The sequence below is a fragment of the Ligilactobacillus sp. LYQ139 genome (genome assembly GCF_045033025.1).
GTDB lineage: Bacteria > Bacillota > Bacilli > Lactobacillales > Lactobacillaceae > Ligilactobacillus.
Genome location: NZ_JBJFZW010000013.1, coordinates 1 through 11,845 on the forward strand (window position 1 = coordinate 1; position 11,845 = coordinate 11,845).

An 11,845-nucleotide genomic window follows, 5' to 3' on the forward strand; every position below is an offset into this window, starting at 1 on the left:
AAGGAAAGAGTGCGGTGATGATGGCCTGAAGGATACACCTGTTCCCATGCCGAACACAGTAGTTAAGCTTCAGCGCGCCGAGAGTAGTTGGGGGACCGCCCCCTGTGAGGGTAGGACGTCGCCGTGCTTTTTATTCCGGCATAGCTCAGTTGGTAGAGCACCTGACTGTTAATCAGGTTGTCGACGGTTCGAGCCCGCCTGCCGGAGTAATAATGGAGAGTTGTCCGAGTGGCTTAAGGAGCACGATTGGAAATCGTGTAAGGGGGTAACGACCTCCTTCGAGGGTTCGAATCCCTCACTCTCCGTTAATCATAATATGCCGGATTAGCTCAGTTGGTAGAGCAGTACTCTCGTAAAGTAAAGGTCGCTGGTCCGAGTCCAGTATCCGGCATTTGATAAATTATTTTAGTTTGTTAAACGCCGTTAAACCGGCGTTTTTCTTTCATTAAATTCTGTGAAATTCCATAAGTTTGTATATGTTAAACACATTAAAAGCACACGGATCTTATCCGTGTGCTTGTTCAAACACATAATAAAAACGAGGAACACCGTATGGGTCCCTCGTTTTTATTTGTTCTAATTATTAGTAGCGCTATTTTCAGGTGTGTAAATAAGGTGCTTATTAACAAAAGCGTCTAATCCTAGGATGCTTAACTCACGGCCATAACCTGAATTTTTAACGCCGCCGAATGGAATGGCTGGGAGGGATGACCAGCTAGAGTTGATAAATGACATCCCCGTTTCAATTTGAGCGGCAACCCGTTCAGCGTGGTCAGGATCGCTTGAAAAGATTGTTCCCCCAAGACCGTAACTTGAATTATTGGCCAGTTTAATGGCTGCTTCTTCGGAGTCAACTTTGTAGATGGTGGCAACTGGGCCAAACATTTCCTGGTCGAAAATAGGATTATCGGGGGTAATTCCCGTCAGAATAGTTGGTTCAAAGAAAAAGCCATCTCCTTTAACAATGTGACCACCGGTAATGCATGTTGCACCGTGGTCAATGGCCGTATCAACTTGCTGTTGAAGTTTTGTTTGGGCTTCTTTAGAGGAGAGCGGCGCAAGAGTAGTTTCGGGGTTCATTGGATCACCCATTTTTAACTGTGTAAATTGTTTTTTCAGCATAGTAACAAAGTCATCATACTTATCAGCCATAACAATGAACCGTTTAGATGAAGTGCAAACCTGCCCGGCGTTATCAATTCGTGCACGAGGAGCAACTTTTTTAACAAGTTCCCAATCGGCATCATCAAGGATGATGAACGCATCGTTTCCGCCGAGTTCCATAGTTGATTGCTTGAGGTTTTTTCCCGCTTCGGCTGCAACGGCGGCGCCTCCGCGCATTGATCCCGTTAGGCAAACACCGGATACTCGGGGATCGGCGATAATCCTGGCAACTTGTTCGTAGCTAATAAAGAGGTTGGTGAATGCCCCGGCAGGAGCTCCTGCCTCCTTAACTAACGCATCGAAGGCTTGAGCCGATGCCGGACAGATGGAGGCGTCTTTAAGAATCATTGGATTTCCTACCATGAAGTTCGGAGCGAATACCCGGACAATTTGATAGAGAGGGAAGTTCCATGGTTCCACAGCCATAATTATCCCAGTTGCCTGCTTTATATAGTGCGCCGTTCCCTGTCCAGCTGGCATTGGAAGGTCAACTGGTTGAAGCATTTCCTCACCGTGGTTGGCGTAGTATTCAGCAATCATAGCACATAAGTCAACTTCTCCTTGCGATTCACAAAAAAGTTTCCCCATGTCGTAGGTAATGGTTTTAGCAAGTTCATCCCGGTGTTTCCGGAGGGCCGCTGCAACTTTGAGAAGCTGTGCTTTCCGGGTTGAAATGGGCTGAGTTCTCCACTTTTGGTAAAGCGTATGGGCTAGGGAAAGCGTTTGGCTTACTTCTGTATCAGAATTATTCGGGAAGGTTTTAAGCGTTTTCCCCGTATAAGGATAAGTTGTTTGGTATGTCATGTGAAATCCTCCTTAAACAAAAAGTTCATTTAATATATAGTTTCTTTTAAATGATATTCATAATAAAATGAACTATCTGTATTCTATTCGTTTGTTTAGTGAAAGGCAATGATTATTTTTTTGAAAACAAAAGTAATGAGGAATAGAATGTTATTAATTTTTTCTAATTAAGTGAGCGATTTATGAGTAATTGTTGTGGCTGATCTTATTTTCCTGTATAATTGGCGGTGCACTTGCTGTTTGTCGGTGGATGAACGGTAACAAAATTAACGATTAAAGGAGACTTGTTATGAACCAGAAAACGAATGACCATTCTTTCTTCGGCCATCCGCGGGGACTGGCAACGCTATTCTTTACTGAAATGTGGGAACGGTTTAGCTACTACGGGATGCGCGCTATCCTGCTATATTACATGTACTACGCCGTTTCTCAGGGCGGATTAGGTTTTGATAAACCAACCGCAATGTCAATCATGTCGATTTACGGTGCGCTAGTTTACCTTGCCGGGGTTGTCGGCGGGTTTATGAGTGACCGGGTATGGGGAAGCCGGAAAACGGTGTTCTTCGGGGGCATTTTGATTATGCTGGGGCATATCGTTTTAGCAACTCCGTTTGGGCGACTTGCGTTGTACGGCTCAATTGCCCTTATTGTCATAGGAACAGGATTGTTAAAACCAAATGTTTCCGACATGGTTGGGGGGTTGTATACCCCTGGCGATCCGCGACGGGATTCTGGGTTTAACATCTTTGTTTTTGGAATCAACGTTGGGGCCTTTATCGCACCGTTAATCGTGGGGTGGTTAGGGCAAAAGGTGAACTTCCACCTTGGGTTCTCCCTGGCTGCGATTGGAATGTTCTTTGGACTTATTCAGTACGTAATTGATGGCCGAAAGTACCTGCCCAAGGACAGTCTGTACCCGAACGATCCAATTCAACCAGATGAATTAAAACATATTTTGATAAAGGTTGGCTTGGGAGTTGTTGCTGGGGTATTGGTTCTGGTTATCCTCGCAATCTTTGGCCAATTAAGTATTAGTAATGTAATTTCACTGATTACGCTCGTTGCTGTGATGATTCCAGTGGTCTACTTTGTAATGATGCTGAGTAGCAAAAAAGTATCCGGAACGGAGCGTTCACGGGTATGGGCGTACATTCCACTGTTTATTGCGTCAATTTTATTCTGGTCAATTGAGGAGCAGGGATCTGTTGTATTAGCGTTATTTGCCGCAAATCAGACTCGGTTAACAATTGGTAGCTTTACGATTCCGGCTAGTTTCTTCCAAAGTATGAATCCACTATTTATCATGCTGTACGTTCCAATCTTTGCTTGGCTGTGGACGAAGTTGGGAAAACGACAACCCTCATCACCAATGAAGTTTTCACTGGGATTGTTTTTTGCCGGAATTTCGTTTCTGTGGATGACGCTCCCAGGAATGCTCTTTGGGGTTAATGCTCGAGTTAGTCCATTCTGGTTGATTATGAGTTGGGCGTTGGTAATTATTGGTGAAATGTTGATTTCACCGATCGGAATGTCGGTAACAACAAAGCTCGCTCCCCGGGCTTTTCAATCCCAGATGATGAGTATGTGGTTTTTATCAGATGCGGTGGCACAGGCCTTTAACTCCCAGTTAGTTAAGCTGTATACCCCGCATACAGAAATTTTGTACTTCGGAATTGTGGGAGTCATTACGATTGCGTTTGGTGTGATCATGGTACTGATGGTGCCACGCTTAAAACGGTTAATGGCGGGGGTTCATTAGTTTTAAAAATTAATGGCCAAAAATTACACATTACCCCTTGTGTTAAGTTAAAAAAACAGGTATAGTAATTAAGTCGGTAGCGACAATTACTATTATGGAGGAGTAGCGAAGTCTGGCTAAACGCGGCGGACCGTAAATCCGCTCCTTCGGGTTCGGTGGTTCGAATCCACTCTCCTCCATCATATTGGGCTATGGCCAAGTGGTAAGGCATCAGGTTTTGGTCCTGACATGCGCAGGTTCGAATCCTGCTAGCCCAATTAAATAGGAGAGGTTGTGACGTGAGTCCAACCTCTCTTTTCGCGTTATACTAAAAGAACTAGAGGAGGGGTTCTGTGTTATTACTGACAGCTTCACTTGCCATTATGGGAATTATCTTTTTACCAGTGGCTTTTTTCTATTTAATTAGTTCATGGCGGAATTATGGGAAATGGATAATGCCTGTAATTACGATAGCCGTTTGTTTTGCATGTGCGCTTGGCGGCGGTTGGGGATTTATTCAAGCGTGGCATATAGGTCACTCATCATCAGCGGAAACACCGATGACATCGGCGCCAACCACGCTGCAGTCAGCACAGGGAAATCAGTCTCAGCCTCTTGTAGTTACGGGAATGCCGCAGTTAGATGCAGCGCATGAACAAGCTAAAACGCAGCAGCAAATTTTAGGTGACATGCAGCGAACTTTTAGACCAATTGGGACGGTTAGTTTTGATCAGCAAACGAAAACATACCGGATCATGCCTACCAGTAATCAGGATGTTCAGGCGATTAATTACGTCCTACAAAATCCTGAGATGGCCCAGAAAGTGGGTTATAACCAGCTAACTGGGGGAATTAAACAGACGGCAAAAAATTTACAATCGGCGTTAGGACGGGGGTATACGTATCAATTACTTAAGCCAGGAGACACAAATACGGTAATTTATTCTGTGCGGGATGGTAAAGTCCTGGTGGACATCGTTAACGGGATTAAATAACAAAAATGAAAACGCTTGTCTGGATGGTCTATACCGATTATAATAGTGGTGTTAACTGCGAAAGTGAAAGGATGACCAAAATGAGTATAGTGTTACGGCATGCGGTAATTTATACGGGCGATGAACGAATTGATGATGGTTATGTGCGTTTTAATAAGCAAATTGAAGCGGTCGGACCAATGAGTGATTTACGGATTCAAGCGGGTGATAAACTCAGTGACCTGCACGGTCAGATTATTGTTCCGGGATTTATTGACGTCCACACGCATGGTGGGTACGGTTTTGATGCAATGGATGGGGATCCGGATCAGATTAATGAATTAGCAACGGATATGGCCCGAAACGAAGGGGTAACAACCTACTTTGCCACGACAATGACGCAGTCGGTTGAAAATATTAATCACGCGATGGAAGGAATTCGCCAAGCGGCAGAAAAGAACCCGTTGATTCAGGGGGTCCACCTTGAAGGCCCATTTATTTCGGTAAAGTACAAGGGGGCTCAGCCGGAAAAGTACATTCAGGTTCCAAATGTTGCCTTGCTGGCACGGTGGAATGAATTATCCGGGAACCGTGTCCGGATGATTACGTATGCTCCAGAATATCCTGAAAGCCGGGCGTTTGAGGATTACTGCCTGGAAAACGGAATTGTGCCGTCAGCGGGGCATTCTAATGCTACACGGGAACAAATGTTACAGTCACGGGCAACTCATATTACGCACCTCTACAACGCACAGCGGGAGTTCAAACACCGTGAGCCAGGAGTCACCGGGCACGCCGTCCTGGAAGATAACCTGTACTGTGAGATTATCTGTGATGGGTTCCACAACGTTCCGGACATGGTGCGGTTGGCATACGAGTTAAAGGGAGCAGATAAACTCGAGCTGGTAACGGATTCGATGCGGGCCAAGGGAATGCCCGAAGGCGATTACGAACTCGGGGGACAAAAGGTCATCGTGAAGGATGGTCAGGCTCGCTTAGAAGTAGGTAATTTGGCTGGCTCTGTTCTGAAGTTTAACGTGGCATTTAAGAATATTATTAAGTTTACGGGTTGCCGGATCGAGGATGCCGTTAAGATGTCATCGGTTAATCAAGCCCGAGAGTTCCACCTTGAACAAAAAGGCGGAATTGCGCCAGGGAAGGACGCTGATTTGAACGTGTTAGACAGGAGCCTTGATTTACAGCAGACGTATTCTTTTGGGAAGCTGATGAAGTAATTTTTAATGTTATTAAAATAACAGTGAGGAGCGTGATGAATGTAGGATGTTGCCTGATAACAGAGTATCGGCTAGGCGGCAGGAGTATTTTCAGCACGCTCTTTAAAAAAATTGTTTGTGTCAAGGGCGGCTGGTTATAACGTGGTGGCGGACGTTTGATTCATTTAGGCAATTCCTCGATGCATGATTTATGCTATTATTATTAAGGCTAATAATAATGGTGAAAAGTGAGGGCAAAATGAATGGGGTCACCAATCTACATTCAAATTCATAATCAAATTCGGCAGGCAATTGAACAGGGGAAGTGGCAGGTTGGCGATCGGATTCCTGCGGAACGGCTTCTCGCTGAGCAGTTTGGGGTGTCGCGAATGACGCTACGGCAAGCTATTCAGACGCTTGTTGATGAGGGAATTCTTGAACGGCGGGTTGGGGCCGGAACATTTGTAGCCAGCCAAAAGGTGCAGGACCGAATGGCAGGCGTGACTAGTTTTACCGAGTTAACCCGCTCGCAGGGAAAGGTTCCCTCTAGCAAAACCATCTCGTATGTGATTACAACGCCAACGCTCAGCGAGCGTGAGCGGTTGCGCTTAAACGGTGAAATGCAAGTATTGCGCATGGAACGGATTCGGTACGCTGACCAGGTGCCGATTTGTTTTGAGGTAACAACGGTTCCTTCTGACCTGGTAGTTTCGTTTGCTAGGGACGAGGTTACTAGCTCGCTGTATGAAGCCTTACAGGACCGGGGATATACGATCGGAAAGGCCCAGCAGACCGTTTCGGCAACCCTTGCTTCTGAACGGATTGCGGAATATCTAGATATTAAACGAGGGGCAGCTCTTTTGCGGCTCCGGCAGGTTACCGAGTTACGGGACGGGCGCCCGTTTGAGTACACCCGAACCCAGTATGTGGGAGACCGGTTTGAGTTTTATTTAGAGAATAACCGGTAAGGGCTAATCGATGGCAGTTGATTACCAGGAGAAATGATAACATCAACCGGATCTGTTACTCTTTTTGCATAATCTGATGTCTAAAATAAACGGGTTAAGTGGAAGTCCGTATTCCTTCGAACCGCAGTTTACGGTTCGTGTGGTTTACTCCTTCCACCATACCCGTTTTTTCGTTGGGTACATTTTTCTCGGATATATTTATTCTTGTCTACTGGTAAATTTGCGCCACAGAATAAGTGCTAGGTAGTGGGGGAGGGCCATCATTCGCCCAATCCGACGGGGATCTTGTAAAAGCCGGTACAGCCACTCAACGTGGTGTTCCTGCCAACTTTGCGGGGCCCGGTGAACCGCCCCTGCTAACACGTCAAAACTACCGCCTACTCCCATCCAGAGGGCAGGGGCTTGCTTTCGAAATTGGCGGATGAACATTTCTTGTTTGGGAAAGCCAAGGGCGACGAAAACAAATGAAGGGTGTGCGGCCTTAATTTGAGCGGCAATTTTGGCAGCTTCGCTGGAAGTGAAATAGCCGTCATGACTACCAGCGATGATTACGCCAGGGTATTGATGGTGGACGTGGATAATGGTTTGCTGCAAAATTGTTGGTTTAGTTCCCAGGAAAAAGACACGGTCGTGGTGAAGGTCAGCATGATGAAGGAGGGCACACATTAGGTCAAAGCCGGTCACCCGCTCTGGAACGGGGTTTCCCAGAAGTGCGGTGCCCTTCACGATTCCAATCCCATCTGCTGTTATGTAATCAGCAGTTTTGATTGTCTGCATGTATGTTTGATCTTTGCGGGCAGCCAGTACAATTTCTGGATTGGCCGTTACAATAAACCGGTTTTGTCCAGCTTTATGATCGGTAATAAGTTGGGTGACAACTTCTTTTTTTGTTGCCTTGATAAACGGAATATCAAGAACGTTACTAGTACTGAATTTCACGGGAGACCTCCTTTAAAATGAGTGGGCTATTACCGGTAGTCCAAATTCAAAATAAAGTGTGGTAGAATTACCACGAACAATGCTCATTATAAGGTATTCGACGATAAAGGATAAGTGGGGAATTACAAATGCAACAACAATATCCAGATGATAGCCTAGCCCTTCATACTGACTTGTATGAAATCAATATGATTGAAACTTACTGGGAGAGGAAAATTGATCAGCGTCAGGCAGTGTTTGAGGTTTATTTCCGAACAATGCCGTTTGAGAACGGGTACGCGATTTTTGCGGGGCTTGAGCGGGTCGTGGATTATATTCGTAACCTCCGATTCACCGATAGCGACCTGGCATACCTGCAGCAAGTGGGTGATTATCCGGCGGCATTTATCGACTACCTCCGGCACTTTAAGTTTCAGTCAACCGTGCGGTCTGTCGTGGAGGGGGAAGTGGTGTTTAACAACGAGCCCCTTATTGAAATTCGCGGACCGTTGGTTGACTGTCAACTGGTTGAAACGGCAGTGCTAAACGCAGTTAACTATCAGACTCTGATTGCAACGAAGGCTTCCCGGGTGCGGTCGGCGTGTGAAGATGACCTCTTGATGGAGTTTGGAACGCGGCGGGCACAGGAGTTCGATGCGGCGTTGTGGGGAACGCGGGCTGCTTACATCGGGGGCTTTGACGCTACAAGTAATGTTCGGGCGGGCAAGTTGTTCGGTATTCCCGTTAGCGGGACCCACGCTCACTCACTTGTGCAGGCGTACCAGAACGACTACGATGCGTTCATGGCGTACGCCCAAACCCACCACAATTGTGTTTTTCTGGTGGATACCTACGATACGCTTCGGAGTGGGGTACCTAATGCCATTCGGGTTGCGAAAGAAATGGGAAACCGGATTAATTTCCAGGGTGTACGGATTGACTCGGGTGACATGGCCTACATTTCAAAGCGGGTGCGGGAACAGTTGGATGAAGCCGGCTTTCCTGATGCACACATTTATGCGTCCAATGATTTGGATGAAAAAACGATTACTAGCTTGAAGATGCAGGGGGCTAAAATTGATGCATGGGGCGTTGGAACAAAACTAATTACCGCGTATGACCAACCAGCACTTGGAGCCGTTTATAAGATGGTGGCCATGGAAAATGCTCGCGGTGAGTTGGAAGATACGATTAAGATTTCCAGCAACGCCGAAAAGGTATCTACGCCGGGCCAAAAGCAAGTTTGGCGGATTACCCGTAAGAATGATGGAAAGTCCGAGGGAGATTACGTTGCTCTCCTAGACGAACAACCGCAGAATCAAGATGAGCTGTACATGTTCCATCCCCAGTACACGTATATTAATAAAACGGTACGGAATTACCAGGCCCGTCCCCTTTTACGAGAGATTTTTATGAATGGTAAGCAGGTTTATGAATTGCCATCACTAGAAACGGTGCGGAACTATTCCCGAGAACGACTCAGCAGTTTGTGGAACGAGTATAAACGGGATTTGAACCCGCAGGATTATCCGGTGGATTTATCCCAGCAGTGTTATGATAACCGGATGCGAATGATTAAGAAGGTTCGGCAGCAGGTTGCGCAACAAGCAACCAACGGAAAGGGAGAGAAATAATGCGACCAATGCAACAGGAAATCATTGATGCTTTATGCGTGCAGGCGTCAATTGACCCACAAACAGAGATTCGGCGGTCAGTTGACTTTTTGAAAGCCTACCTGAAGAAGAATACGTTTTTAAAATCTCTTGTGTTAGGAATTTCCGGGGGACAAGATTCAACGTTGACGGGGAAATTATCCCAAATGGCAATTAGTGAGCTCCGGGAGGAAACAGGGGATGACAAATACCAGTTCATTGCTGTTCGGTTGCCGTACGGGGAACAAGCTGATGAACAGGACGCCCTGGATGCAATTGACTTTATCGGTGCTGACCGGACAGTGCGGGTAAACATCAAGGAGGCGGCCGATGCGATGGTGGCAGCCCTGGAGAAGAATGGGCTAACCGTGAGCGACTTTAATAAGGGAAACATTAAGGCGCGGCAGCGGATGATTGCCCAGTACGGGATTGCTGGCGAGTTTCACGGCGCAGTCGTGGGGACGGACCATGCAGCTGAGGCGGTCACCGGATTTTACACTAAGTTTGGTGACGGGGGAGCAGATATTACCCCAATTTGGCGGTTGGATAAACGGCAGGGCCGGGCAATGCTTGAGTTACTTGGTGCGCCGACACACCTGTACGAAAAGACACCAACGGCTGATCTTGAGGATAACCGGCCAGCATTGCCAGACGAGGTTGCGTTGGGCGTAACGTACGCTGACATTGATGATTACCTTGAGGGAAAGGACGTTGCGGATGATGCGGCGGAAAAAATTGAGCAGTGGTACCAAAAGACGCAGCATAAGCGCCACCTTCCGATTACGATATTCGATGATTTTTGGAAATAGGACGTAATTACATTATGAAAGTCTTTCCGGGGTTCGCAAGTGGATCCCGGATTTATTATGCAGGGAGGAAATGGGATGACGGACGAAGAACTTCAGCAATTAGTAGAACAGCTTTCCCTAACAGCATTTCACCGGTCATTCGATCACCAAGCAACGTTTAATAGTCGGTTGCAAACTACCGGGGGCCGGTATTTGCTTACAACGCACAACATTGAGATTAATCCGCGGATGACTGCGGCGGGACAATCAGCTTTAGCGGGGATTATTAAGCATGAACTGTGCCATTATCACCTCCACCTTACTGGCAAGGGATACATGCACCGCGATCATGATTTTAAGTCATTATTAACACAGGTTGGTGGCTGGCGGTACGCTCCAGCTCAGGAGCGAATACCAAAATACATTTACGTGTGCTGCCAGTGTGGGGCGCAGATTTTGCGGCAACGGCGAATGGATCCGCGGCGGTATGTTTGTGCTCGGTGTGGTGGAAGGATTGCTCTGGTTACAAAAAATCGTTGACATTCATTGAGGGCTTGGTATAATTAGTATTGTTTCGCGGGTGTGGCGGAATTGGCAGACGCGTCAGACTAAGGATCTGGTGGTCGTTTAGACCGTGATGGTTCGAATCCATTCACCCGCATTTTTTTGTGCAAAAAAATAATAATAATGTTGATAAACCGGCATTTTCAGGTTTTATTTGTAAGCAAAATGGTGTGATTTTGGCACACCGCTGACACACGGGGCAATGGGTATAAACCGTAGACATAGCAAGGCTTTGAGGGGCTTTGCTTTTTATTTTTGGCTTTTTTTGTGTCACACGGTTTTAGGACGTAAAAGTTTCCAACGTATTGCACTAGGCAAATAATAACCTGTCATATTATATAATCATTCATAGCCTAACAATGAATTACTAGCATTTCTGTTAGGAAGACCAACCGTCGTATAGTCGTTGACTGCGGACGGCCTGTTGAATATTAGCGAAAAAATCATACCGGAATACTTATAGTAGGCAGTTAGACGTTTAAAAATCTCTCTTTTAATTTCTATGCATAAAGTATAATTTGTAATTCTATGTTTATTAAATTAAAACATTGTGCTTTCGCGGGTGGTGGTTTTTAATATCAACGATTATCCACGATTCTTTGTTTTAAGAATGTAAAGTTATCCTTTATGATTCTATGGAGTATGAGTTGTTTTAGAAACTTCATAGAAATCAAGGAGTGTTAGAATAACCTAGGAACTTATAAGAGCGTTATATGAAGGAAGTTGATATTTTTGGATAAAAGAGCTATTGCTAGTAGCGTCGTTGGCTTACTGGCCCCCTTGCTAGTTAACCCAGTAATTGGTTTAGCAGTTCAAACGCCAAGTACCTCAAATAGTAGTGCAGTAAATAGTAGTACAGTTAGTCATTCAGTTCTATCACCAAAGCAAGGCAACTTTGTTTTAAGTGACACACCACAACAACAGGCGACTTATATTGGTGAAGGCGGGGAAGAACCCGGGAATGCAAAACTTGTTAATGCTGAAACTGGAAGTTCTACGCCCGCTTGGGGCTTTGATAAGGATGTTGTTAATGAATTCGATCCAGTGTCAGTTAACAATAA

At 45.9% G+C, this 11,845-nt stretch carries 10 protein-coding genes, 6 tRNA genes and 1 rRNA gene; 15 read left to right on the forward strand and 2 right to left on the reverse strand.

The features are described from left to right. The first annotated feature begins 10 nt into the window (after positions 1-10). From rrf to ACI3E1_RS07740, 4 genes are all read left to right on the forward strand, one after another. Positions 11-127, forward strand: a 5S ribosomal RNA gene (rrf, locus tag ACI3E1_RS07725). A gap of 7 nt (positions 128-134) precedes the next feature. After that, positions 135-207, forward strand: a tRNA-Asn gene (locus ACI3E1_RS07730). A gap of 7 nt (positions 208-214) precedes the next feature. Beyond that, positions 215-305 (forward strand) — tRNA-Ser (locus ACI3E1_RS07735). Between the two features lie 13 nt (positions 306-318). Then, positions 319-391: transfer RNA gene (locus tag ACI3E1_RS07740), tRNA-Thr, on the forward strand. A 185-nt stretch (positions 392-576) separates the two neighbouring features. On the opposite strand, the gene ACI3E1_RS07745 is transcribed toward ACI3E1_RS07740, so the two are convergent. Further along, positions 577-1,968, reverse strand: coding sequence for an NAD-dependent succinate-semialdehyde dehydrogenase (locus ACI3E1_RS07745; RefSeq protein ID WP_405025082.1), 1,392 nt, complete (start codon positions 1,966-1,968; stop codon positions 577-579). A gap of 289 nt (positions 1,969-2,257) precedes the next feature. On the opposite strand from ACI3E1_RS07745, the gene ACI3E1_RS07750 reads away from it, so the two are divergent. The 6 genes from ACI3E1_RS07750 to ACI3E1_RS07775 all read left to right on the forward strand — a co-directional run bounded on the left by ACI3E1_RS07750 (position 2,258) and on the right by ACI3E1_RS07775 (position 6,862). Next, on the forward strand, positions 2,258-3,727 hold the full coding sequence (locus ACI3E1_RS07750; RefSeq protein ID WP_405025083.1) for a peptide MFS transporter: 1,470 nt from the start codon (positions 2,258-2,260) through the stop codon (positions 3,725-3,727). Between the two features lie 96 nt (positions 3,728-3,823). Next, positions 3,824-3,906 (forward strand) — tRNA-Tyr (locus ACI3E1_RS07755). A gap of 6 nt (positions 3,907-3,912) precedes the next feature. Further along, positions 3,913-3,984 (forward strand) — tRNA-Gln (locus ACI3E1_RS07760). Between the two features lie 75 nt (positions 3,985-4,059). Beyond that, positions 4,060-4,701: a hypothetical protein gene (locus ACI3E1_RS07765; RefSeq protein WP_405025084.1), complete on the forward strand. Its 642-nt coding sequence runs from the start codon at positions 4,060-4,062 to the stop codon at positions 4,699-4,701. Positions 4,702-4,781: 80 nt separating this feature from the next. Continuing rightward, complete coding sequence (gene nagA / locus ACI3E1_RS07770) at positions 4,782-5,915, forward strand: N-acetylglucosamine-6-phosphate deacetylase (RefSeq protein WP_405025085.1); 1,134 nt, start codon at positions 4,782-4,784, stop codon at positions 5,913-5,915. A 242-nt stretch (positions 5,916-6,157) separates the two neighbouring features. Beyond that, positions 6,158-6,862 carry a GntR family transcriptional regulator gene (locus ACI3E1_RS07775; RefSeq protein WP_405025086.1) on the forward strand — a complete coding sequence of 235 codons (705 nt, stop codon included), beginning with the start codon at positions 6,158-6,160 and terminating at the stop codon, positions 6,860-6,862. Between the two features lie 198 nt (positions 6,863-7,060). On the opposite strand, the gene ACI3E1_RS07780 is transcribed toward ACI3E1_RS07775, so the two are convergent. Continuing rightward, positions 7,061-7,801, reverse strand: coding sequence for a WecB/TagA/CpsF family glycosyltransferase (locus tag ACI3E1_RS07780; RefSeq protein ID WP_405025087.1), 741 nt, complete (start codon positions 7,799-7,801; stop codon positions 7,061-7,063). A 128-nt stretch (positions 7,802-7,929) separates the two neighbouring features. Between ACI3E1_RS07780 and ACI3E1_RS07785 the strand changes: the two genes are divergently transcribed. The 5 genes from ACI3E1_RS07785 to ACI3E1_RS07805 all read left to right on the forward strand — a co-directional run. Next, positions 7,930-9,414 (forward strand): nicotinate phosphoribosyltransferase, encoded by a 1,485-nt coding sequence (locus ACI3E1_RS07785; protein ID WP_405025088.1) that lies wholly within the window; start codon positions 7,930-7,932, stop codon positions 9,412-9,414. Continuing rightward, a complete protein-coding gene (nadE, locus tag ACI3E1_RS07790; protein WP_405025089.1) occupies positions 9,414-10,241 on the forward strand; it encodes an ammonia-dependent NAD(+) synthetase in 828 nt (275 codons plus the stop codon). Before ACI3E1_RS07785 ends, nadE begins: the two co-directional genes overlap by 1 nt. A 75-nt stretch (positions 10,242-10,316) precedes the next feature. Then, entirely contained in the window at positions 10,317-10,760 is a 444-nt protein-coding gene (locus ACI3E1_RS07795) for a SprT family protein (RefSeq protein WP_405025090.1), read from the forward strand. A 36-nt stretch (positions 10,761-10,796) separates the two neighbouring features. Beyond that, positions 10,797-10,881, forward strand: a tRNA-Leu gene (locus ACI3E1_RS07800). 635 nt (positions 10,882-11,516) lie between these two features. Beyond that, on the forward strand, positions 11,517-11,845 hold a 329-nt coding region (locus ACI3E1_RS07805), incomplete at its 3' end, for a hypothetical protein (protein WP_405025091.1).

Coding starts and splice junctions, on each gene's coding strand:
- ACI3E1_RS07745 (WP_405025082.1), bottom strand. CDS start 1,968: ATGACATACCAAACAACTTATCCTTATACGGGGAAAACGCTTAAAACC.
- ACI3E1_RS07750 (WP_405025083.1), top strand. CDS start 2,258: ATGAACCAGAAAACGAATGACCATTCTTTCTTCGGCCATCCGCGGGGA.
- nagA (WP_405025085.1), top strand. CDS start 4,782: ATGAGTATAGTGTTACGGCATGCGGTAATTTATACGGGCGATGAACGA.
- nadE (WP_405025089.1), top strand. CDS start 9,414: ATGCGACCAATGCAACAGGAAATCATTGATGCTTTATGCGTGCAGGCG.
- ACI3E1_RS07775 (WP_405025086.1), top strand. CDS start 6,158: ATGGGGTCACCAATCTACATTCAAATTCATAATCAAATTCGGCAGGCA.
- ACI3E1_RS07795 (WP_405025090.1), top strand. CDS start 10,317: ATGACGGACGAAGAACTTCAGCAATTAGTAGAACAGCTTTCCCTAACA.
- ACI3E1_RS07785 (WP_405025088.1), top strand. CDS start 7,930: ATGCAACAACAATATCCAGATGATAGCCTAGCCCTTCATACTGACTTG.